We start from the raw sequence: 21,733 nt of genomic DNA on the forward strand, positions 1-21,733 counted from the left end.
AACACGGCTAGATCACGATGTTCAGGAGGAGGACGCCGGCCAGGCCGGTGACGGAGATGAGGCACTCCATGACCGTCCAGGTCTTCAGGGTCTGCGGAACGCTGGTGCCGAGGTACTCCTTGACCAGCCAGAAGCCCGCGTCGTTGACGTGCGAGAGGAACAGCGAACCGGCGCCGATGGCGAGCACCATGAGCGACACATCCGTGGAACTCAAGCTCGCGGCGACCGGGGCGAGGATGCCGGCGGCCGTGACCGTGGCGACGGTGGCCGAGCCGGTGGCGACGCGCACCAGCGCGGCGACGACCCAAGCCAGCAGCAGCACCGAGACGCTCGAGCCGTTGACCGCGTCGGCGATGACGGTGCCGATGCCGGTGTCGATGAGCACCTGCTTGAAGCCACCGCCGGCGCCGACGATGAGCAGGATGCCGGCGATCGGGGGAAGCGAGTCGGCGAGCGACTTCGAGACCGCAGCGCGGTCCATGCCGCCGCCGCGACCGAACACGATCATGGCGTAGATCACGGCGATGCCGAGCGCGATCATCGGGGTGCCGAGGAAGTCCAGGGTGGCGTTGAGCGGGTCGGTCGAGCCGGGGTTGATCGCGTCGGCGATCGACCTGGCAAGCATCAGCACGACCGGCAGCAGGATTCCTGAGACCGTGGCGATGAAGCTCGGGCGCTTGACGTTCTCTTCGAGTCCCTGGTCGGCGGCGGTGATGAACATCTCGGGAACGGGCACCTTGACCCAGCGGGCAGCGAACTTGCTGAACAACGGTCCGGAGATGATCACCGTGGGGATGGCGATGAGCACGCCGATGGCCAGGGTGAGGCCGAGGTTGGCGTTCAGGGTGGTGACGGCCACGAGCGGGCCGGGGTGCGGCGGCACCAGGCCGTGCATGACCGACAGGCCGGCGAGGGCCGGGATGGCGATACGGATGAGCGACTGGCCACTGCGCCGGGCGACCAGGATGATCACGGGGATGAGCAGGACCAGGCCGACCTCGAAGAACATCGGCAGGCCGATGAGGCCACCGATCAGGGCCATGGTCCACGGCAGGGTGCGCACGCTCGAACGGCTCACCAGCGCATCGACGATGCGGTCGGCTCCGCCGGAGTCGGCCAGCAGCTTGCCGAACATGGCGCCGAAGCCCACGAGCACACCCACGCCGGCCATGGTGGAGCCGAAACCGGCGCCGAAGCTGGTGACCGCGGCGTTGGGGGCCATGCCGGCGCCCACACCCACGCCGACGGCGCCGATGGAGAGGGCCAGGAACGGATGCACCTTGAGCCAGGTGATCAGCACGATGATCACGGCGACGCCGATGGTCGCCGCGAGGATGAGTTGCAGGGTGCTGCCGGCGGGAACCACTGGTTCCACCGCCTGAATCGCGCGGGTCACATTCATCTCGAGAATCCGTTCCGAGGCCGCGTCCCTGCGACCCCTTCGTCATGTGGTGAACACGTAAGTCGCCCTCTCGCCGCGGGATGCGGCATAGTGAAGGAGGAAGTACGTAATCTGATTAATCTGATTAATCGGATTTATGAAGTGTTACACAATGACGGCGATGTGGGCAACATCACCGGAGTGCAGAGTGCGATGACGCAGGCTGGGACGGATCGGTGCGACGGGGTCGCGCCGGGTGAGTGAGGGTGTGACAGTGACTGCAGTGGGCGACGAAACCTGGCGGGACCGGGGATTGCACGCGCGAGTGGTGAATGCGCTCGGCCAGGAGATCGTCGACGGCGCCTACGCGCCCGGCGACATCCTCAATCTGGACAGACTGAGCGAACGGTTCACCGTGTCGCGCTCGGTGTTGCGCGAGGCACTCCGGGTGCTGCAGTCGCTGGGCATGGTCGAACCCCGGCAGCGCGTGGGCACGCAGGTGCTGCCCCGGCAGCTGTGGGACCTCTTCAGCCCGCAGATCATCCAGTGGCGCGGCCAGGGAGACTACTTCGCCCAGATGCGCGAAATGCTCGAGCTGCGCCTGGGCATCGAACCCGTGGCTGCGCGGCTCAGCGCGCGCCTGATGACGACAGAGGAACGGGAGGCCGTCGCCCGGGCCGCCGCCGTCATGGTCCAGTCCGACCAGGCCCAGGACGGCCGGCGGTACCTCGAGGCCGACGTCGACTTCCACACTTTGATCCTGCAGGGCTCCGGCAACGCGGTGATGGGCCACTTCGCGAGCACCGTGGCGGCGTTGCTGCGCACCCGGGAGCAGGAGAAGCGCTTCACGATCACCGAGTACACGCCACCGTCCGCCCATCGGCACAACGACCTGGCCGAGGCCATCGTCGCGGGCGACGAGGATGCCGCCTACTCCTGCGCGTATGCCACCCTCGAGGCCACCCTCACTGAGTTCGTGCAGGAGTCGGTCGGCTCCCACACCACCGCGGGCTAGTCCCACGGAGCCGCGCCGGCTGTGGCGTGTCGCGCACGCTGTGGCGGGCCTGAGCCCGCTCAGAGCCGCGCGAGCCTGTCGATGTCCTCGAGGAACTCGGCGGCCACCTGCGCCGACACCGTCGTGCGGGTGCCGCGGATGCCGGCCAGGTAGTCCTGGGTGCCCGGCCCGCCGGGCACGGACTCGTCGGCGCCCGCGGAGAGGGCATCCTCCAGGGCCTGCTGGGAAGCCCGCCGGGCGGCGTATTCGATGTCGGCTGGAGAGAAGCCGTCGCTGGCCGCGACAAGGGCCGCGACGTCGACGGTGCCGGCCACGGCCGGGGGAAGGTAGCGCTCCCAGATGGCCTGCCGGGCGGCGGCATCCGGCAACCCGATCGGCACCACGTAGTCGAATCGGCCGTGCCGCAGGAACGCCGAGTCGAGGGTGCGGATGAAGTTGGTGGCGCAGACGAGCAGCCGCCCGGGCCGCTCGCGGAACGCCGGGATGAGCTTGAGCAGCTCGTTGGTCACGCCCTGCAGCGGCGAGGGCGGTTCGCCACCGCGTTGGGCGGCGATCTCCTCGACCTCGTCGATGAAGACCACCACGTTGTCGAGGTCGTCGATCTTGTGGAACGTCTCCCGCAGTGCCCCGGCCAGTCCTTGCGGGTCGCTGGCCAGTCGGGAGGGGAACACCTCCACGAACGGCCAGTCCAGCCTGGACGCGATGGCCTTGGCGAAGGTGGTCTTGCCGGTGCCGGGCGGGCCGAAGAGCACCACGGCCTTGGGCGGCACAACGCCGTATTGTTCGGCCATCTCCGGCCGGGCCAGGGGCATCACCAGGCGCCGCTCGAGCAGTTCCTTCTCGCGCACCATGCCGCCCACGCTCGCCCACAGGTCCCGCGGCAGGATGCGCCCGCCGAGGTCGGCCAGGGCCCTGATCGACTGGCCCTGCACCGGGATGCGGCGCTCGAAGTAGCTGAGGTGGTTCTTGATTTCGAACCCGCGGTTGAGGAACGCGTCGACTCTGGTGGCGGTCTCCGGCATCAGCGCCGAGAGCTTGGTCAGGCCGTGCGGTGCCATCCGTCGTTCGAGGGCGGCGAGCAGGGCCGAACCGATGCCGTGGCTCTGCCACGGTTTGGTGGTGGCGAGGAACACGATCCAGCCCTGCGCGTGGGCGGCCCGGCCGACCGCGGCGCCGACCACCTCGTCGCCGTGCACGGCCACGACGGCATCGTCCTTCTGGCAGGAGGCGAGCACCTCAGACAGGGCGTAGACAGGGTCGGTGCTGGAGGCGGTGATCTCCTCCCACAGGCGCAGGATGCCGTCGAGATCGTCGGTATGAAAATCGCGGATACGCCACTCGGTCATCGGGCTCCCTCGGTGTGTGAGGTCACTATGCCACCCTCGCGCCGCGAGCCGTGAGTAGAGCACCACAGGTTCGCGATTCGTGGGGCTTTTCTCACGGCTCGCGAGGGGCGGGGCCGGCTACTGCAGGCCGTCGACCGAGACCAGGCCGTCGTGGCGGCGGCCGTCGAAGATGATCGTGGGGATCTTCACGGTGGCGATCTTCTCCTCCACGAGGGTCTTGTTGGCGGCGATGATGTCGGTAACCGTGTCCGAAGCGGCCTCGGTCACGACCACGTCGATCTGGTCGGCGGAGAGGCCGAACTCGCCGAGCCAGTCGACCAGGGTCGCGGTGGCCTCGTCGGCATCCATCGAGTTGATGGTTTCCTGCCACGGCAGGCCGGTCTCGGCCTTCTCGGTGAAGATGCGCTCGAGCACCTGCCAGTCGACGGGGGTCTCGGCGCCGTCCAGCGGGTGCAGCCGCAGGGCCTCGAGGTACTGGGTCACCAGCAGCGAGTTGGGGAACTTGTAGCCCTCGGTGCCCGCGATCGGGTAGGCGATGTAGGTGAGGTTGTAGGCCGATTCGAAGCCTGCCTCCTCGATGTTCTGGAACAGCGCCTTGCAGAAAGTGCAGCCGGGGTCGATGACCTCGACGGCGACGGGGTTGGCGGTGTCCTCGGTGAGGTAACTGGCGTTGGCGGGCAGGTAGTCCTCGGCGGTCCAGGTCTGCAGGCGGGCCGGGATGGCCGCGAAGGTCTCGCCGAGGCTGCCGAATTCGTTGCCGAATGCGCCGAGCACGTCGAACTCACCCAACGACTCCATGAAGCCCGGTGTCTCATCCGGGATCGAGCAGGCCTCGGCGCCCAGGGTGCAGGATGCCGAATCCTGCTTGTTGCAGGTGCCGTAGACGTAGAGGTTGACGGCGCTTTTGACCACGGTGTAGCCCGACCAGATGGTGGTGACCAGAACGAGCACGGCGAGGATCTCGAGGCCGATGCTGGCCGGACGCACCAGCCCCGGCCGGCGCACGGCGATCGGCGCGAGCAGGTGGTCCTTGATGTCCTGCTTGAAGGTGGTGTCGCAGGGCCGGAAGGTGACCCGGCGCCAGGTGCAGTTCCAGGCCTTGCCGACGTAGCGGCGGTACTTGGCCGAGAAGGCGGCCATGACGACCAGGACGATGAATGCGGCGATGCAGAACACTTAGGAGAGGCCTTTCATCAGCCGGGTGAGGGCCTGCGTGGCCGAGTCGATGTCCGACTCGGTCGAGTGCAGGCCGAGGGAGAGGCGCAGCAGCGGGGGTAGCCCGAGCTGTTCCTTCAGGTAGTGGTGGGCGCAGAAGTAGCCGCTGCGCACGGAGATCCGCGAGTGCGAGAGGAACACCGCGAGCCGGTGCGAGTCTTGCGCGGGCGCGTAGAGGCTGATCACCGGGCTGGGCTCGGTGTTCAGCAGTGTGAGTCCGGGGATCTCGGCGAGGCCGTCGTGGAGCCGCCTGGACAGGCCGGTGATGTGCTCAGCGGGGGTGAGCCCGCCGGGGCGGACGTCGCCGAGCCACTCGATCGCCCGGCCGAGCGCGATGATCTCGCCCCAGGCCTGCAGGCCCGGTTCGAGCAGCGCCGCCGGGTCACCCTGAACGAGGTCGAAGTCGTTCTCGCGCACGTCGGAGACCATGCCGCCGCCCACGAAGCCGAGCTCGAGGGAGCTGAGCAGCTCGTGCCGCGCCACGACGCCGCCGAGGCTGGCGGCGTACATCTTGTGGCCGGAGAAGCAGATCGCATCCGCCTCGGTCTTCTGCAGCAGCGCCCGGCTGTGGCCCATGGCCTGGGCGGCGTCGACGATGACGATGCCGCCGCGGGCGTGGGTGTCCCGCACGAGGTCGGCGAGGTTGCTGAGCTGGCGGCCGTCGATGTTGGACGTGGCGTTGACGACGACGACGGCCTTCTCCAGCTGCGCGGGCTCGTAGAGCAGGGCGCCGTCGGCGGCGCGACCCAGCACGAGGCGGTCGACGCCCAGCCGGCGGGCGGCGGTGATGGTGGGCAGGAACACCGAGTTGTGTTCGACGTGGCTGGTGACGACCCTGGTGAAGCGGTCCAGCGGCAGCTGCTGCAGGAGCAGGTTGAGGCCGTAGGTGGTGTTGAGGGTGAACGACACGGCGTGGCTCTTGTTCGAGAGTCCGAACAAGCCGAGCACGGCCTTGCGGGTGTCGGCCACCGCGGCATCGACCTTCAGGCCCCAGGCGTATTTCACCCGTCCGCCGCAGGCGTTATAGGTCGTGTAGTAGTCGGTGAGGGCGTCGATCACGGGCTGCGGGCGGAGGCTCTGGCAGGCGGCGTCGAGGTAGACCTCACCGGCTTGCAGGTAACCGAAATCGCCCGACCGGCCCGTGTCGAGTCGCTCGGCGGCGGGCCTGCGGAACAGCGTGCTGCGCTTCATAAGGTCTCAACTCCAGGCTCAGCTTAGATTCGCGGCTGTTCCGGGAATGGGGACCAAAGTCCCGTTTGACCGGGTGTAGCACCGTTTACACAGCCAGCTCCAAGCGTTGGGCGAGGTAGGGCGCCGTGCGGCTGCGCGGATGCGCCGCGACAGTCGTCGGAGTGCCCTCCGCCACGATGCGGCCGCCCGCGCTGCCGCCGGCCGGGCCCAGGTCGATGACCCAGTCGGCCGCGGCCACCACACCCATGTCGTGCTCCACCACGACGACGGTGTTGCCCGCGTCGACGAGCCGGCCCAGCTGCGTCATCAGCAGCTCCACATCGGCCGGGTGCAACCCGGTGGTGGGCTCGTCGAGCAGATACAGGGTGTGGCCGCGACGGGCGCGCTGCAGCTCGGTGGCCAGCTTGATGCGCTGCGCCTCACCGCCGGAGAGCTCGGTGGCCGGCTGGCCGAGCCGCAGGTAGCCCAGGCCCACCTCGCGGAGGGTCGCCAGGCTGCGGGCGGCGCTGGGCACCTCGGCCAGGAAGTCGGCGGCCGCGTCGACGGTGAGTCCCAGCACGTCGGCGACGGACTTGCCCTTGTAGAGCACCGCGAGGGTCTCGGCGTTGTAGCGGGAGCCGTCGCAGGTCGGGCAGGGTGCGTAGCTGCCGGGCAGGAAGAGCAGCTCCACGGCCACGAAGCCCTCTCCCTGGCAGGTGTCGCAGCGGCCGCCGGCCACGTTGAAGGAGAACCGGCCGGCGCCGAAGCCGGCGGCTTTCGCCGCATCCGTCGCCGCGAAGGTGGACCGTACGGCGTCGAACAGGCCCGTGTAGGTGGCCAGGTTGGACCGCGGGGTGCGGCCGATCGGCTTCTGGTCCACGCGCACCAGACGGTCGATGGCCCCGGCGCCGGTCACCGTGTCGACGACGGTGCTGGCCCGGTCCGCACCGGTCTCGTCATCATCGGCGTCCTGGGCGGCCTGCTGGTCGGCCGCGCCGTCTCCGGCAGCGCTGCCGGCGGGCTCGGCGTCGACCGGGCCCTGGCGCAGTTCCCGGCCCACGGCATCCGCCAGCACCCGGCTGACCAGGGTGGACTTGCCCGACCCCGAGACCCCGGTGACGGCGGTCAGCACGCCGAGCGGCACCCGCACGTCGAGGTCGACGAGGTTGTGCCGGGTGACACCGGTCAGGCCCAGCCAGGCGGCCGGCTCACGGTGCGCCGGCGCCGCCGAGTCGCCCATTGAGGGGAACAGGTAGCCGCGGGTGACGGAGGTCTCGACCTCGGCCAGCCCCGGTACCGGGCCGCTGTAGAGCACCTCGCCGCCACCGTCGCCCGCGCGCGGGCCCACGTCGACGAGCCAGTCGGCGCGGCGCACGACGTCCATGTTGTGTTCGACCACGAAGACCGAGTTGCCGGATGCCTTGAGCTGTTCGAGCACCACCAGCAGCGGTTCCGCGTCGGCCGGGTGCAGCCCCGCGGAGGGTTCGTCGAGCACGTAGATCACGCCGAACAGGCCGCTGCGGAGCTGGGTGGCGATGCGCAGCCGCTGCATCTCGCCGGGGGACAGGGTGGGGGTGGCCCGACTCAGGCTGAGGTAGCCCAGCCCCAGGTCGATGAGCACCTCGAGGCGGCGCACCAGGTCGCCGGCCACGGTGACGGCCACCTCGGTGACCTCGCCGGACTGCGCGGAGCGGTGCGAACCGGTGGCCCCGGTGAGCTCGGCGGTGGGCCGCAGCACCTCGGCGAGGTCGCTGAGGGTGAGGGCGTTGAGTTCGTTGATCGGCCGGCCGGCAAAACGCACCGCGAGGGCCTCGGCGCGCAGGCCGCTGCCGCCGCAGAGCCGGCACGGGCCGGTCTCCACGAACGCGAGCACCCGCTGGCGCATCTGGGCGCTCTTCGAATCGGCCAGCGTGTGCATCACGTAGCTTTTCGCGCTCCAGAACCGGCCCTTGTACGGCTTGGCGACCCTGTCTCGCTGCGGGGTGACTTCCACGACGGGCTGCTCCTCGGTATAGAGGAGCCAATCGCGCGACTCGCGGCTGAGCTGCGACCACGGCAGGTCGATGTCGTGGCCGAGCACCCCGGTGATGTCGCGCAGGTTCTTGCCCTGCCACGCGCCGGGCCAGGCTGCGATGGCGCCATCGCGGATGCTCAGGCTCGCGTCGGGCACCAGGAGGGGTTCTGTGACGGTGTGCGAGATGCCCAGGCCGTGGCATTCCGGGCAGGCGCCGGTGGCCGTGTTGGGCGAGAAGGCGTCGGAGTCCAGGCGCAGGTCCGACCCGGCGGGGTAGGTGCCGGCGCGGGAGTAGAGCATCCGCATCGAGTTGGACAGGGTCGTGACGGTGCCCACGCTGGAGCGGGAGCTGGGCGAGCCGCGGCGCTGCTGGAGGGCCACGGCCGGCGGTAGCCCGGTGATGAGGTCAACGTGCGGGGTGTGACCCTGCTGAATGAGGCGGCGTGCGTACGGCGCGACGGACTCGAAGAACCGGCGCTGGGCCTCGGCGAAGATGGTGCCGAAGGCCAGGGACGACTTGCCCGAGCCGGAGACTCCGGTGAAGGCGACGATGGCGTCGCGGGGAATGTCGACGTTGACGTCTTGCAGGTTGTTCTCCCTGGCGCCGCGCACACGCACGAAGCCGTCGGCGCCGGGGTGGGCGGCGAGGTCCGCGGGAAGGGCCGGAGAAGTGGGTGCCGAAGAAGTCAGGGAAGAGTGAGGCATTCGATCGACTCTAGTTCGGCCCCCTGACACTTGACCCTGCTCGGCACGCGTATCGTGGAGAAGTTGATCCTCGAAAGGCTCTTTCCGATGCGCCGCACCATGTTCAAGTCCAAGATCCACCGTGCCACCGTGACGCACTCCGCCCTGCACTACGTGGGGTCGCTGACCGTCGACCTCGACCTGCTCGACGCCGCCGACCTGCTGCCGGGCGAGCTGGTGAGCATCGTGAACGTCAACAACGGCGCCCGCTTCGAGACCTACCTGATCGCCGGGGAGCGCGGCAGCGGTGTGATCGGCGTCAATGGCGCAGCAGCACGGATGGCACACGAGGGCGACCTGGTCATCATCATCTCCTACGCCCAGATGGGCACGAAGAAGGCCAGGGTCTACCAGCCCACCGTCGTGCACGTGGATGCGCAGAACGCGATCATCTCGGTCGGCACCGACCCGGCCGCTGCCGACGGCGATGACGACCTGGAGCGCCCGCCCCACGCTCTCTGAGCTTCGCTGCCTGTCGGGCGCCGAGGAGAATCATGGCACCCGGATCGGATGGCTGAGAACGTGTGAAAAAGTTCTCCACAGCCGTGGCTTCCACCACACAAACGTTCGATATTGAGCTATTCTCATCGCATGGTCACCATCGTAGCTGTCTCCGAACCCGGTTCCGCGCCGGATGGCGCGGCGCCGACGGCTCCGCTGCCGGGGTCGTTGAGCGCCGCGGTAGAAGCGGTGGAGCACCTCGGTGCGTGCAGCGCCGACTACGACGCGCTCTCCGACGCGGAGCTGATCGCCGGCCAGAGAGACCTGGCCAGGTTGCGTGGCTTGGTGGAGACCCGATCGGTATGGCTGGCGAAGACCCTCGCGCACCGTTCCCGGCCCGAGTTGGGCCAACGGGGCCTCGCCGCCCGGCAGGGTTTTCTGTCGCCGGCCGAGCTGATCCAGACCCTCACCGGTTCTACCCGCGCCGAGGCCCGGAAGCTTGTGGGTGTGGGCACGATGCTCGGCGATACCGAGGTCGCTCAGGCCGCCGCTGCGGAGGACGAAGCGGCCCGCCGGCTCCTCGGCGAGGAGGTCGGGCTGGATGGCGCCTGCCAGGACGGGCTCGGTAAAGGTGACACGGCTGACGCAGGTGCCGAAGCGGCGCTGTTGCCCTGGTATAGCCCGATCTCGGCCGCCGTCGCCACCGGAACCCTCTCCGTCGCCGCGGCACACGCGATCCGTGCAGGCCTCGGGAAAATCGACGAGGTGATCACCGCCGAGGCCCTTCGGGCTGCCGTACAGGAGCTCCTCGCCGACGCCACAGAGATGACTGTCGACGAGCTGCTCAAACGGTCCCGCCGCGTGCGCGACACCATCGACGAAGCCGGCATCGCCACCCGGGAACAGAAGGCGTGGGACGACCGGTACCTGCGGATCTGGACCGGTGACTCCGGCCAGGTGCACCTGAACGGACAGTTCCCACCCGAGCAGGGCGCTTTCCTGCTCTCCGTGTACGACAGCGCCACGGGACCGCGCCGCGGCGGCGTGCGCTTCGTCGACCCGAACCGGGCCGCCTGGGCCCAAGCCGTCCAGGACGACCCGCGCAGCACCGACCAACTCACGGCCGACACCTTCATCGAACTGCTCAAGGCGGGCGGCACGGTCAACCCGAACCGCATGCTCGGCGGCCGCACCCCGGCGGTTCGGATCCTCGTTCCGGCGCCGTCCCCGGTGCCCGCCGGAGACGGGCTGGCCGGAACAGCCACTCCCTCACCCGCACCAGCACTCGCGCCGGCAGTCGACCCGGCCGAGGTTCTCGTTCCGATTCCCGACGGCAGCGGGCACGGCTTCATCGAGGGCAATCCCGCACCCGTGTCCCAGCAGAGCGTCGACAGGATCATCTGCACCAGCGGCACCGTCGAGATCACCTTCGACGACGACGGCCAACCCCTCAACCTCGGCCGCGAAGAACGCATCTTCACCGCAGCGCAACGCATCGCCCTGGCTGCCCGCGACGGCGGCTGCCGATGGGGCGACTGCGACAGGCCACCCTCCCGAACCGAGGCGCATCATCTCGACGAATGGGTCCGCGATCACGGCGCCACCGACATCCGCGTCGGCATCCTGCTCTGCCCCCCACACCACCGGCTGCTCCACGCCCAGGGCTGGCAAATCTTCGAGAACCGGGGCGTCTATTGGCTGCGACCCCCGGCCAGTGTTGATCCCGGGCAGTCGCTCATCAAGTTGAACAGCAAGAGCCCCGCCGCTGGGGAAGGCCTACACCTGGACCGGGGCGACAGGCGCTGATATAGCAGCGACGATCACGGTGGCGGCAGCATCCGCCGATCGTGAGAGACGTCGCGAGCCGGAGGAGGGAGGGCTAGTGGCCGCCGTCGACGAGCTTGAGGCCGATGACGCAGCCGACGAGGCCCAGGATGAGCAGAATCTTGATGAGCGACGCCGGTTCGCCGCCGAAGATCATCGCATAGAGCACGGTCAGTGCCGCGCCGATCCCCACCCAGACGGCGTATGCGGTGCCGATCGGGATGCTGCGCATCGCGAACGCGAGGCCGGCCATGCTCAAGACCAGGCCGGCACCGAAGATCACGGTGGGCCAAAGCTTGGTGAAGCCGACGGATTTGCCGAGGGCCGTCGCCCAGACGGCTTCGAGAACACCGGACACGATCAAAACGATCCACGACATGAGAACTCCTGTGGCCAGTCTTGTCGCGTGCCGGGTACTGATCCGTCGTCCGGAACCGCGGTGAGCGGTCTCCCGGAAGACTAGCCCGGCGGCCTGTGCAGACACTGGGCAGGCCGCCGGGGAGACACCTAGGCTGCGGCGATGATGTCCACGACGAAGACGAGAGTGTCTGTTTCGCTGATGCCGGCCGTCTCGTTGCCGCCCTCATAACCCAGCTCGCCCGGCGGGATGACAATGACCACCTGGGAGCCGACGGTCTGGCCGACCAGGCCCTGGGTGAAGCCGGTGATCAACCCGGAGACCGGGAACGACGTGGGGCCGACACCCCAGCTCTGGTCGAACACCTTGCCGGTGTCCCAGATGGCGCCGGTGTACTGCACGGTCACCGTGGAGGTCTCCGTGACGGCCGCGCCGTCACCCTTCTTGAGCACCTCGACGGCGAGGTCGGCGGGCGGGTCGCTCTTGGGCATGGTCACGGTGGGCGCGCCGTCATCGGCGAGCTTCACGGTGGGGAAGCCGTCCGTGGGCTCCTGGTCTTCCCCGGTGGCGCGGGTCGGCAGCTTTTCCTTGATGTCGATCACGAAGAGCAGCTGGTCGGTGGCGGCCACACCCAGGTCGGTGTTGCCGGTCTCGCCGAAGCCGTCGGCCGGCGGGAAGACCACGGCCACCCTGTCGCCCACGTTGGAGCAGGCCACACCCTTGAGGATGCCCGGGATGACGCCCTGGCCGTTGACGACGTTCACGGTGAGGCCGGCGGCGTCGCCGAAGCCGCCGGCGGTGAGCTTGGCGCCGGTGGTGGCGTTGTACGCGGCGTAGGAGATCGCCACGGAATCACCCTCCTCGATGGCGTCTCCGGTGCCCTCGGTGATGACGGTGCGTTCGGTCGCCTTCGTGGCCAGAGGGGCCTCGAAGGTCACGGTCGGTTCGGCAGTGGCATCACCGGCGACGGTGACGGCATCCGACGTCGCACCCGGATCGGTGCACGCGACCGGGGTCGTCGTGGCCGACGGTGTTGGCGACGACGCGGGTGACGCCGCGCAGCCGGTCAGGGCGACGGCGGCGACCGCCGTCAGGGTGAGGAAAGTGGGAAGTGTACGCACGCAGGTGTCTCCAGTCAGATTCGGGCCTCGACCAGTCTGGTCCCCGCACCTATGTATGTGCTGAATCGGGGTGCTCCCAGCCGGCTCCCAGACCCGCCGGTTCGGGACCTTCGTCCCCTGACGGGGGCAAGGGCGGAGATCTAAACTGATTATTCGGCCCCGGAAATTCGTCAGGCCGAGAAGGTCGATGGCGACCGAAACCCACCGACAGTGGCGCCACGCTCATCACGGCAACCTCCTGAATGACGCCCTGCCCCACCACATCGAACGCCGCTCGATGTGGTGACAGCACGTCAAGAGAAAGAGCAATTCGTGTCCGACCAAAAGTCGACCTCAGTAAACGCCGTCAGCATGGACCGCTGGGAGAGCCTCAAGCGCGAGTACTTCTGGCGCACCCACCGCAACGTGCCGGCCGCCGCCCCGGCCGCCACGGTAGCCGACCCCAACGCGGAGTAACCCGAAGCCCGGCCGTTTGCCGGCACCGGCGACGGGACCTTGGTCCGGGGTCATCCGCTGGTAGCGCGATATGATGAATTCATGGAATCGCTGAATGACGACCGGACCGACACCTTCACGGATGCGAACCGTCCGCTGTATGAGGTGAAGGCCAACCTGTTCAAGGGGATGGCGCATCCGGTTCGGGTGCGGGTGCTCGAGGTACTCGCCCACGCGGACACCGACCTATCGGTCTCCGACCTGCTCGCCGACACCGGCCTGGAGGCCTCGCACCTCTCCCAGCACCTGTCGGTGCTGCGCCGGCACAACCTGGTGGTGGCAGAGCGCCGCGGCAGCCTGGTCTTCTACGGCCTGGCCTACCCGCAGGTCGCCGATCTGCTCGCGGTGGCCCGGCAGCTGCTCGTCGAGATCCTCGAGACCACCCAGCAGCGCCTGATCAGCACGGTCGGCCGACCCCGGCTCGGGTCGACGGATGCGGCGTCCAACGCTGCCGTCTCCAGTGACGCGGTGTCCCGGTGAGTGTGATCACCGTCGCCGCCGGCAGGACCGGCCGTTACCTGCGCGCGCTGTTGCCCAGCTGGCAGGACTACCGCGATGTGAAGCGCACCTGGCGTGGCGACATCGTGGCCGGCCTCACCGTGGGCATCATCGCGCTGCCGCTGGCCCTGGCCTTCGGGGTCAGCTCCGGTGCCGGCGCTGAGAGCGGCCTGATCACCGCCATAGTGGCCGGCGTCATCGCCGCGGTGTTCGGCGGCTCCAACATCCAGGTCTCCGGCCCCACCGGCGCCATGGTCGTGGTGCTCGGCCCGGTCGTGGCCGCCCACGGCGTCGGCGTCGTCGCGGTGCTCAGCCTCATGGCGGGCCTCATTGTGATCATCGCCGGCGCGCTCAAGCTCGGCCGAGCGGTGAGCTTCATCCCCTGGCCGGTGATCGAGGGGTTCACCCTGGGCATCGCCGTGATCATCTTCCTGCAGCAGGTGCCCGCCGCGATCGGTTCCCAGGCCGGTCCGAGCAGCAACGCCTTCGTGGCCGCCGTGCAGTCGTTCCAGACCGTCGACTGGTCCACCGTGATCGTCCCCGTGGCCATGGTGCTCGTGGTCGCCGCGATCATGCTGCTGGCGCCCCTGGTGCACAAGAAGCTGCCGGGGTCGATCGTGGCCATCATCGTGGTGACCGTGATCGCCAACCTTGCCAACCTGCCGCTGGCCCGCATCGGCGAACTGCCCAGCTCACTGCCGTCGCCCGCGCTGCCGCAGCTGGACCCCGCCCTGCTGAGCTCCCTGGTCGGCCCCGCCCTCACCATCGCGGCGCTCGCCGCGATCGAGTCCCTGCTCTCCGCGCGGGTGGCCGTCACCCTGTCCGACACCGGCCCGTACGACGCTGACCGCGAGCTCGTGGGCCAGGGCCTGGCCTCGATCGCCTCCGGCTTCTTCGGCGGCATGCCGGCCACCGGCGCGATCGCCCGCACGGCGGTCAACATCCGTTCGGGCGGCCGCACCCGGCTGGCGGCGATCGTGCACTCGATCGTGCTCGTCGGCGTGGTCTACCTCGCCACCGGGGTGGTCTCGCAGATCCCGCTCGCCGCGCTCTCCGGGGTGCTCATGGTGACCGCGGCCCGGATGATCTCGATCGCCACCGTGCGCAGCATCATCGGCTCCACGGGGTCGGATGCCACGGTGTTCGTCATCACCGCCCTGGTGACGGTCTCGGTGGACCTCATCGTGGCCGTGGGTATCGGCATCGCCGTCGCCGCGTTCTTCGCGCTACGGGCGGTGTCGGCCTCCAGCGGCGTGCACCGGGAGGAACTGCCCGGCACCCCGGTTCCCGGCGATGAGCGCATCGCGCTGTTCAGGCTGGACGGCGCCCTATTCTTCGGTGCGGCCGAGCGGATGCTCGAACGGGTCAACCAGACCAGCCACATCACCGTGGTGATCATCCGGATGTCGCAACTGCAGATCCTCGACGCCACCGGCGCCCGGGTGATCACCGAGATGATCCAGGCGCTCGAGCGGCGCGGCATCACGGTGCTCGTCAAGGGCATCCAGCCGCGGCACCTCAAACTCGTCACCCGGGTGGGCGTGATCACGTCGCTGCGGCACCGTAACCACCTCTTCATCGACCTTGACGCCGCGATCGAACACGCTCGCAGCCACGTCACCCGGGCCGCCACGGCCGGCGGCGCGGATGCCGGCGACTTCGGCTGGACCAGCGCGATCCGGTTGCCCAGGGACTAGGCGACCCGGCGCAGCACGGCGCCGTTTGTGGGGAAAAGTGAGGTTGCAAGGACGGAAACGGGCTTCGGGTCCTTGTAAGCGACCTTTTTCCTGATGAAAGTGCGACGCTAGCGGGCCAGCGAAGCCAGCTCGGCGCGGGTGGAGGCGCCCACCTTGCGCAGCAGGTTGGCCACGTGGAACTTCACCGTGTTCTCGCTGATCGAGAGGTCGGCGGCGATGGCCTTATTGCGCGCGCCGGAGGCGACCAGGGCGAGCACCCCCTGCTCCCGTGGGCTCAACCCCCACTCGGTGGCGGGGGCCAGCGGGGCCGACGGTGCGTCCAACGGCAGCGACACCGTGAGCTCGGAGCCCCAGCCGGCGGTGGCCTGCACGCCGAAGGTGCCGCCGAGCGCGGCGACCCTGGCCGTGAGAGGGACGACACCGGGGGAGTCCGTGCTGAGGACGCCCGCGCCGTCGTCGCGGATCTGGATCAGCAGGTTGCGGCCGTCGCAATCCCACTGCACGCGTACCCGGCTCACCCCGGCCTGCTCCACCAGGGCCAGCACGGCGCCGCGCACGATGGCGCGGCCCGCGTGCGCGACCTCACCGGGCAGGGCAGGCCCGTCCGCCGGCGGCTCGACGAACTGCACGTCGAGGTCACCGAACCGCACCAACGGCCGCAGATCGTCCCGCAGCCTGGCGAAGGCCGCCGCCACCGGCTCCTGGGCGAGCGAACGGTCAGACACCGCCCGCAGGTTCACCATGGCGCTCGCGGCGAGATCGGTGGCGGTTTGGCGGGCGGCCTCGGCGCTGACCGTGGGCGAGCGCAGCACCGCGAGCAGGGATTCGAGGGTGGTCGAATGGGCATCCGTGAGATCGGCGATGAGCTTGGCACGCTCGGCCGACGCGGGCCGCGTGTCGAGCAGGTGGGCGGGACTGGCCGCGGCCACCTGTTGGCGGATGCTCGTGGCCACGAGCTGCCACAACCGGCCGACGAGCGCGAGGGTCGCCTCGGGGTCGGCCGCGCCGGCCGGCGTGAGTTCGGGGTCGGTGAGCACCAGCAGGGCGCCGGTGGAAGCGGTCCAGGCCGTGACAGGACGGTCGGTGCCACCGAGCACGGCACGCCGGCCCCACGGGTCGGACGGTTCGCTGGTGAGCGAGCGGCGCACGGCGTCGAGCTCGACGAGGGTGACGTCGTCGATGACCGACGGCTCGCCGGCCGCCTTCTGAGGCCGGCCGGTGCAGTCGTCGGTGAGAATCATCAGCGCGCTGTGCCCGATGAACGGCTCCAGCAGGGCCGAGAAGCCGCCGGCGACGTCGGGCGGGGAGCTCTGCACGACGGCGTGCAGGGCGTCGAGCAGTTCCATTGAGCGGGGGTTGGCGAGCGACTTCACCGCGTCAGCCTACCCGGATCTGGCCGGCCGGCCTGACTGCGCCTACCCATCCGGGTGGGCTGGTCATCGCCGCCCGTGCCGTTGCGACTTGCCGAAAAGTGCCCCACCACGACACGTGACGGGGCACTGTGCGGCAACTCGGCGCCGCCGGAAGGCGACGGGTCAGCCGAGGAGGAGCTTGCCGAGCTGGTCGGTGGAGTGCACCACGGCGGTGGCCAAAGCGGCCTCCGCGGGGGAGCCGTAGCCCCACTCGACGAGGATGGTGGGAACGCCGTTCGCGTTGGCGCCCTCGGCGTCATAGATGCGGTCGCCGACCATGACGACGGCGGAGGTGTCGACACCGACGGCGGCGAAGCGCACCAGGGCCTCTTCGACGATGTCGGCCTTGTTGCTGCGGGTCTCGTTCTCGGTGGCGCCCACCATGACGGTGAAGTACTGGGCCAGCTCGAAGTGCGTAAGGATCGCGATAGCGGTGTGCTCGGGCTTGCTGGTGGCCAAGCCGAGCGGGATGCCGGACTCGTGGATGCGCTCGAGCAGGCCGGCGACGCCCGGGTACACGGCGGTGTCCAGCGACGCGGGGCCCTGGTAGTCGGCGCGGTACACGGCCAGGGCCTCCTGGGCCTCGTCGGGCGTCATGCCGGCGTACTCGCCGAACGCGGCCAGCAGCGGCGGGCCGACGTACTTCATCAGCTCGGTGTCGGAGGGAACCGGGCGCCCGAGCAGAGCGAAGGTGCGCGCCAACGAGTTCGTGATTGCCGGGGCGGAATCCGTGATGGTTCCGTCGAGGTCGAAGAGGATGGCGCTCCAGGTGCGCGTCAGAGTGGGGTTCACTCGCAATATCCTAGGGCCGGAGGGGGCAAACCCTTGCATGCGAGGTTGATACAAGGTATGCGCGCGACCCCGCGGCCGGCCGCATCCCTGCCGGCGAGCGGATGCCGCCGGGTCGTGCCTCTCTCCGAGAACCCGGCCAACTGTGCCCGCACGGGGAACAGTTGCGGCGGCGGGGCCGGTCAGGCCGAGGGGATGACCGTGGCGTCGAGGCCGGAGACTCGCAACGCGGCGCGCGGCGCTGACCGCTCGATGAGCACGGCGTTGGCTCCGTCGACGTTCTCGGCCCAGTCCCGGGCGGCCCCGGGGCTGCGTCCGTGCCGCTGGTGCCGCGCCACCAGGCGCTGCAGACGCTCGGCGCCCGGGGTCTCGCAGAACCACACCTCAGCGGCCAGGCCGGGCACCAGGTTCCAGGGTTCCCGGTCCACGAGCAGGTAGTTGCCCTCGACGATCACGATGCGGGTGCCCGGTTCCACAACTAGGGCGCCCGCCACCCCCTCGTCGACCGCACGGTCGAAGGTCGGGGCGTAGACAGGGTGGTCGGTCTCGGCCCTGAGGCGTCGCAGCAGCGCCACGAAGCCCCAGCCGTCGAAGGTGTCGATGGCACCCTTGCGGTCGTGCCGGCCGAGCCTGTCGAGGGTGGCATTGGCCAGGTGGAAGCCGTCCATCGGCAGGTGCACGGCCAGCGGAACGGCGGCATCCGCCCCGGCAAGCTCGGTGAGGCGCCGCGCCAGCCGCTCGGCCAGGGTGGTCTTGCCCGCCCCGGGGCTGCCGGCGATGCCCACAACGATGCGGCCCTCGATGGGCAGGAGGCCGAGCACCCGCCGGGCGAGCAGGTCGAGCGGCGCGGTATCGCCGGCCGCCTCGGACGACACGGCAGGGGACCGGTCAGGCACGGGAGCCTAGAAGAGCTTGGACGCGGTGTCGTCGAGCCCGCGCATGGCGTCGTAGTCCAGCACCAGGCAGCGGATGCCGCGGTCCTCGGCCAGCGTGCGCGCCTGCGGCTTGATCTGCTGCGCGGCGAACACGCCCACCACCGGCGCCAGGTGCGGGTCGCGGTTCATCAGCTCGAGGTAGCGGGTGAGCTGCTCGACGCCGTCGATGTCGCCGCGGCGCTTGAGTTCCACGGCCACCGAGGCTCCCTGGGCGTCCCTGGCCAGGATGTCGACGGGGCCGATCGCCGTCATGTACTCGCGGCGCACCAGGGTGTGGCCGTCGCCGAGCAGGTGGATGTGCTCGGCGAGGAGCTTCTGCAGGTGCGCCTCGACACCGTCCTTGATCAGGCCCGGGTCGATGCCGAGCTCGTGCGCGGAGTCGTGCTCCACCTCGTAGAGGCTCACGATGAGCTGGTCGGCGGTCTTGGCGTGCGTCACCGTCCACAGCTCGGTGATCCCGGCCTCGGCCTGCAGCTCGTCGGGCGCCGAGACGGCCAGGCTGCACGGCGGGCTCATCCAGTTGAGCGGCTTATACGAGCCGCCGTCCGAGTGCACGAGCAGGCTGCCGTCGGACTTGAGCATGAGCAGGCGGGTGGCCAGCGGCAAATGCGCGCTGAGCCGTCCGGCGTAGTCAACTGAACATCTTGCTATTACGAGGCGCACTGAACGAGCTTAACCGGCGGCGGCGGTCTGCGTGCGCTCGCGTGCAGCCGGGGCGGCCAGCCCGGCGAGGGCCATGAGCACCACGATCACGAACAGGGCGTTCAGGATGCCCCACTGCTCGCCGATCAAGCCCAACACCGGTGGCCCGACCAGGAACGCGAAATAGCCGATCATGGCGACGGCGCTCACCCGGGCGGCCGCGTTGGCGGTGTCGTCCGCGGCGGCCGACATGCCCACCGGGAAGCCGAGCGAGGCGCCGAGGCCCCACAGCACGGTGCCGACGATGAGCAGCCAGATGGCCGGCGCCAGGATCACCAGCAGCAGGCCGGCCACGCCGAGCACCGAGCAGGCCCGCAGCACCGGAACCCGGCCGAACCTGTCCAGCACCGGGCCGCCGAGCACCCGGCCCACCGTCATCGCCGAGACGAACACCCCGAAGACCAGCGCCCCGGTGGCGTCGCTCTGGCCGTGCCCGTCGACTACGGCCAGGGCCAGCCAGTCGCTGGCCGATCCCTCGGCGAAGGTCATGCCCAGCACGATCACCCCGATCAGCAGGATGCTCGGGTCGCGCCACACCGCGAGGCTGGTGCGCATCCGTTCGGCCCAGTTCGGCCGCACGACGGTGTGCGCGGCGGACTGGTCTGCGGGGTCGCCGAGGGCCGGGCGGAGCGGCACGAACCGTACCGCGATCGCGGCGGCGGCCAGCGCGAGGGCGGCGACGAGGCTGAGGTGCCAGACCACCGACACGGCGAGGGCGGCGGCCCCGGCGCCGAGCAGCGCCCCGGCCACGGTGCCCAGGCTGAAGCAGGCGTGCAGCAACGGCATCAGGGTGACGCCGAGTTCGCGTTCGACCGCTGCCCCCTCGACGTTCATCATGACGTCGGTGGAGCCCATGCCGAAGCCCACCAGGGCCAGGGCGGCGAACGCGATCGGCGACGACCCCCACACCGTGGCCGCGGCGCCCACCAGGACCAGTCCCGCCGAGGAGGTGGCGATGCTGATCACCAGGGCCCGGCGGGCGCCGAACGCCGACAGCAGCCAGACGGCCGCGACGAGTCCGAGAATCGAGCCCGCGGAGAGCCCGAAGATCAGCAGGCCCACCTGGTCCGTGCGGAGCGCCAGATCGTCGCGCACGGTGGGGATGCGGGACACCCACGACGCCAGCCCGAGCCCGCTCACGAAAAACAGCATGAAGATGGCGTTCCGCCAGCGGGTGAGTTCGCGCCGTCCGCGAGTCTTCGTCATTCCACCCACGCTACCGCCCCCGCGAACTGTGAGCTGAGCCCCAGAAATCGCGAAATTCTGGGGCTTTTCTCACAGTTCGCGGGCCGGTCAGGCGCCCAGGCGCACCCAGCGGGTGCCTCGGGCGCGCAGGGACAGGGTCACCGCTCTGGCGCCGAGGAAACCGAAGACGAACGCGGCCATCAGCCAAGCCAGCCCCGCGGCACCGGCGGGAGCGAAGAGCAGCACCAGGCCGGCCAGCGGGACGAAGGCGGCCAGGTTGACCAGGCCGGTGATCGCGAGGTAGCGGGCGTCGCCGGCGCCGATCAGCACCCCGTCGAGCACGAAGACCAGGCCGCCCAGCGGCACGGACAGGCCGAGCACAACGAGGGTCGGCGGCAGCAGCGAGGTGACCTCAGCGGCGTTGGTGAACACCCCGCCGAGCACCCCGCTGGCGGCCACCACGACCAGGCCGAGCAGCACGCCGCCGCCGATGCCCCACTCCAGGCACCGGCGCAGCACCTGGCGCACCTGCTGCAGGTCACCGGCGCCGAGACCCCGGCCCACCAGGGCCTGAGCGGCGATGGCGAGGGCGTCGAGGGCGAAGGCCAGCGTGGCGAACAGGGTCATCGCGATCTGGAATGCCGCGAGCTCGGGGGAGCCGAGGCTGGTGGCCACGAACACCGCCAACAGCATGGCGGCGCGGAGGCTCGCGGTGCGCAGGAACAACCAGCCGCCGCTGGTGGCCCCGCGGAGCAGCCCCGCACGGTGCGGTCGGAGCGGCGCACGCTCGCGGCGGGCGTGCCGCACGACGATGACCAGATACACGGCCACCATGCCCCACTGGGCGAGCACCGTGCCCAGCGCCGACCCGATCAGGCCGAGGCCCATGCCGTAGATGAACCACAGATTGAGCAGGATGTTGGTCAGGAAGCCGAGCCCGGCGACCCAGAGCGGGGTGCGGGTGTCCTGCAGGCCGCGCAGCAGTCCGGTCGCGGCGAAGACCAGCAGCATCGCGGGCACACCCAGCATCGACAGGGCCAGATAGTCGGCGGCGGCGCGGGTCACCTCGGGGTCGGCACCGAACGCGGCCACCAGCGCGGGGGCCGCGAACCAGCCGGCCACGGCGAGCACGGCGCCGAGGCCGAGCGCAAGCCACAGGCCATCCACCCCCACCGACACCGCACGGCGCCGGTCGCCGACACCGAGCCAGCGAGCCACGGCGGGGGTGGTGCTGTACGCGAGGAACACCATCAGGCCGATGATGGTCTGCAGCACCGCGCTGGCCAGGCCGAGACCGGCCAGCGGCACCGCGCCGAGGTGGCCGACCATGGCCGAGTCGGACAGCAGGAACAGGGGCTCGGCGATGAGGGCGCCGAGGGCAGGCAGGGCCA

At 70.0% G+C, this 21,733-nt stretch carries 19 protein-coding genes and 1 riboswitch; of the genes, 6 read left to right on the forward strand and 13 right to left on the reverse strand.

Annotated elements, in window-relative coordinates; genetic code table 11:
• Window positions 1-7: 7 nt before the first annotated feature.
• On the reverse strand, window positions 8-1,402 hold the full coding sequence (locus RCH12_RS08315) for a GntP family permease (RefSeq protein WP_103429874.1): 1,395 nt from the start codon (window positions 1,400-1,402) through the stop codon (window positions 8-10).
• A gap of 253 nt (window positions 1,403-1,655) precedes the next feature.
• Between RCH12_RS08315 and RCH12_RS08320 the strand changes: the two genes are divergently transcribed.
• Window positions 1,656-2,396: a FadR/GntR family transcriptional regulator gene (locus tag RCH12_RS08320; protein ID WP_327016597.1), complete on the forward strand. Its 741-nt coding sequence runs from the start codon at window positions 1,656-1,658 to the stop codon at window positions 2,394-2,396.
• A gap of 59 nt (window positions 2,397-2,455) precedes the next feature.
• Here the strand turns inward: RCH12_RS08320 and RCH12_RS08325 are convergent, their stop codons facing one another.
• The 4 genes from RCH12_RS08325 to RCH12_RS08340 form a co-directional block, all read right to left on the reverse strand.
• Window positions 2,456-3,742: an ATP-binding protein gene (locus tag RCH12_RS08325; RefSeq protein ID WP_103429872.1), complete on the reverse strand. Its 1,287-nt coding sequence runs from the start codon at window positions 3,740-3,742 to the stop codon at window positions 2,456-2,458.
• A 117-nt stretch (window positions 3,743-3,859) separates the two neighbouring features.
• On the reverse strand, window positions 3,860-4,918 hold the full coding sequence (locus RCH12_RS08330) for a DsbA family protein (protein WP_103429871.1): 1,059 nt from the start codon (window positions 4,916-4,918) through the stop codon (window positions 3,860-3,862).
• Window positions 4,919-6,148, reverse strand: coding sequence for an aminotransferase class V-fold PLP-dependent enzyme (locus tag RCH12_RS08335; RefSeq protein WP_327016598.1), 1,230 nt, complete (start codon window positions 6,146-6,148; stop codon window positions 4,919-4,921). It lies immediately after the preceding gene.
• Window positions 6,149-6,233: 85 nt separating this feature from the next.
• Window positions 6,234-8,846 (reverse strand): excinuclease ABC subunit UvrA, encoded by a 2,613-nt coding sequence (locus tag RCH12_RS08340; RefSeq protein WP_327016599.1) that lies wholly within the window; start codon window positions 8,844-8,846, stop codon window positions 6,234-6,236.
• An 87-nt stretch (window positions 8,847-8,933) separates the two neighbouring features.
• Here RCH12_RS08340 and panD point away from each other — a divergent pair, with 87 nt between their 5' ends.
• Window positions 8,934-9,347, forward strand: a complete 414-nt coding sequence (panD, locus tag RCH12_RS08345) for an aspartate 1-decarboxylase (RefSeq protein WP_088454831.1) — start codon at window positions 8,934-8,936, stop codon at window positions 9,345-9,347.
• Between the two features lie 129 nt (window positions 9,348-9,476).
• The gene (locus RCH12_RS08350) at window positions 9,477-11,132 is read left to right on the forward strand and encodes an HNH endonuclease signature motif containing protein (RefSeq protein ID WP_327016600.1); all 1,656 of its coding nucleotides are present in this window, start codon (window positions 9,477-9,479) and stop codon (window positions 11,130-11,132) included.
• A 73-nt stretch (window positions 11,133-11,205) separates the two neighbouring features.
• Here the strand turns inward: RCH12_RS08350 and RCH12_RS08355 are convergent, their stop codons facing one another.
• Together RCH12_RS08355 and RCH12_RS08360 are read right to left on the reverse strand one after the other, a co-directional pair.
• Window positions 11,206-11,529 (reverse strand): DMT family transporter, encoded by a 324-nt coding sequence (locus RCH12_RS08355; protein WP_103429867.1) that lies wholly within the window; start codon window positions 11,527-11,529, stop codon window positions 11,206-11,208.
• Between the two features lie 9 nt (window positions 11,530-11,538).
• Window positions 11,539-11,603, reverse strand: a riboswitch (guanidine-III (ykkC-III) riboswitch).
• Window positions 11,604-11,657: 54 nt separating this feature from the next.
• A complete protein-coding gene (locus RCH12_RS08360; protein WP_327016601.1) occupies window positions 11,658-12,629 on the reverse strand; it encodes an FKBP-type peptidyl-prolyl cis-trans isomerase in 972 nt (323 codons plus the stop codon).
• 312 nt (window positions 12,630-12,941) lie between these two features.
• Between RCH12_RS08360 and RCH12_RS08365 the strand changes: the two genes are divergently transcribed.
• From RCH12_RS08365 to RCH12_RS08375, 3 genes are all read left to right on the forward strand, one after another.
• The gene (locus RCH12_RS08365) at window positions 12,942-13,085 is read left to right on the forward strand and encodes a hypothetical protein (RefSeq protein WP_158253860.1); all 144 of its coding nucleotides are present in this window, start codon (window positions 12,942-12,944) and stop codon (window positions 13,083-13,085) included.
• A gap of 81 nt (window positions 13,086-13,166) precedes the next feature.
• Complete coding sequence (locus RCH12_RS08370; RefSeq protein ID WP_103429865.1) at window positions 13,167-13,604, forward strand: ArsR/SmtB family transcription factor; 438 nt, start codon at window positions 13,167-13,169, stop codon at window positions 13,602-13,604.
• Window positions 13,601-15,319, forward strand: a complete 1,719-nt coding sequence (locus RCH12_RS08375; RefSeq protein ID WP_327016602.1) for a SulP family inorganic anion transporter — start codon at window positions 13,601-13,603, stop codon at window positions 15,317-15,319. The genes RCH12_RS08370 and RCH12_RS08375 overlap by 4 nt, the downstream gene beginning before the upstream one ends.
• 107 nt (window positions 15,320-15,426) lie before the next feature.
• Here the strand turns inward: RCH12_RS08375 and RCH12_RS08380 are convergent, their stop codons facing one another.
• From RCH12_RS08380 to RCH12_RS08405, 6 genes are all read right to left on the reverse strand, one after another.
• Window positions 15,427-16,692, reverse strand: coding sequence for a LuxR C-terminal-related transcriptional regulator (locus RCH12_RS08380; protein ID WP_327016603.1), 1,266 nt, complete (start codon window positions 16,690-16,692; stop codon window positions 15,427-15,429).
• Between the two features lie 162 nt (window positions 16,693-16,854).
• The gene (locus RCH12_RS08385) at window positions 16,855-17,523 is read right to left on the reverse strand and encodes an HAD hydrolase-like protein (RefSeq protein WP_240632321.1); all 669 of its coding nucleotides are present in this window, start codon (window positions 17,521-17,523) and stop codon (window positions 16,855-16,857) included.
• 179 nt (window positions 17,524-17,702) lie between these two features.
• A complete protein-coding gene (locus RCH12_RS08390) occupies window positions 17,703-18,416 on the reverse strand; it encodes a nucleoside/nucleotide kinase family protein (protein WP_327016604.1) in 714 nt (237 codons plus the stop codon).
• 6 nt (window positions 18,417-18,422) lie between these two features.
• Entirely contained in the window at window positions 18,423-19,118 is a 696-nt protein-coding gene (nucS, locus tag RCH12_RS08395; protein ID WP_103429862.1) for an endonuclease NucS, read from the reverse strand.
• Between the two features lie 9 nt (window positions 19,119-19,127).
• Window positions 19,128-20,363 (reverse strand): MFS transporter, encoded by a 1,236-nt coding sequence (locus tag RCH12_RS08400; protein ID WP_103429861.1) that lies wholly within the window; start codon window positions 20,361-20,363, stop codon window positions 19,128-19,130.
• Window positions 20,364-20,450: 87 nt separating this feature from the next.
• A complete protein-coding gene (locus RCH12_RS08405; RefSeq protein ID WP_442784568.1) occupies window positions 20,451-21,671 on the reverse strand; it encodes an MATE family efflux transporter in 1,221 nt (406 codons plus the stop codon).
• Window positions 21,672-21,733 lie beyond the last annotated feature (62 nt).

The sequence above is a fragment of the Cryobacterium sp. MP_3.1 genome (assembly GCF_035984795.1).
In the GTDB taxonomy this organism is placed as follows: domain Bacteria; phylum Actinomycetota; class Actinomycetes; order Actinomycetales; family Microbacteriaceae; genus Cryobacterium; species Cryobacterium zongtaii.

Excerpts from the sequence above, each read along its gene's own strand:
- RCH12_RS08315 (WP_103429874.1), bottom strand. The coding sequence starts at position 1,402 with ATGAATGTGACCCGCGCGATTCAGGCGGTGGAACCAGTGGTTCCCGCC.
- RCH12_RS08325 (WP_103429872.1), bottom strand. The coding sequence starts at position 3,742 with ATGACCGAGTGGCGTATCCGCGATTTTCATACCGACGATCTCGACGGC.
- RCH12_RS08335 (WP_327016598.1), bottom strand. The coding sequence starts at position 6,148 with ATGAAGCGCAGCACGCTGTTCCGCAGGCCCGCCGCCGAGCGACTCGAC.
- RCH12_RS08340 (WP_327016599.1), bottom strand. The coding sequence starts at position 8,846 with ATGCCTCACTCTTCCCTGACTTCTTCGGCACCCACTTCTCCGGCCCTT.
- panD (WP_088454831.1), top strand. The coding sequence starts at position 8,934 with ATGCGCCGCACCATGTTCAAGTCCAAGATCCACCGTGCCACCGTGACG.
- RCH12_RS08350 (WP_327016600.1), top strand. The coding sequence starts at position 9,477 with ATGGTCACCATCGTAGCTGTCTCCGAACCCGGTTCCGCGCCGGATGGC.
- RCH12_RS08355 (WP_103429867.1), bottom strand. The coding sequence starts at position 11,529 with ATGTCGTGGATCGTTTTGATCGTGTCCGGTGTTCTCGAAGCCGTCTGG.
- RCH12_RS08370 (WP_103429865.1), top strand. The coding sequence starts at position 13,167 with ATGGAATCGCTGAATGACGACCGGACCGACACCTTCACGGATGCGAAC.
- RCH12_RS08400 (WP_103429861.1), bottom strand. The coding sequence starts at position 20,363 with ATGACGAAGACTCGCGGACGGCGCGAACTCACCCGCTGGCGGAACGCC.
- RCH12_RS08405 (WP_442784568.1), bottom strand. The coding sequence starts at position 21,671 with ATGGTCGGCCACCTCGGCGCGGTGCCGCTGGCCGGTCTCGGCCTGGCC.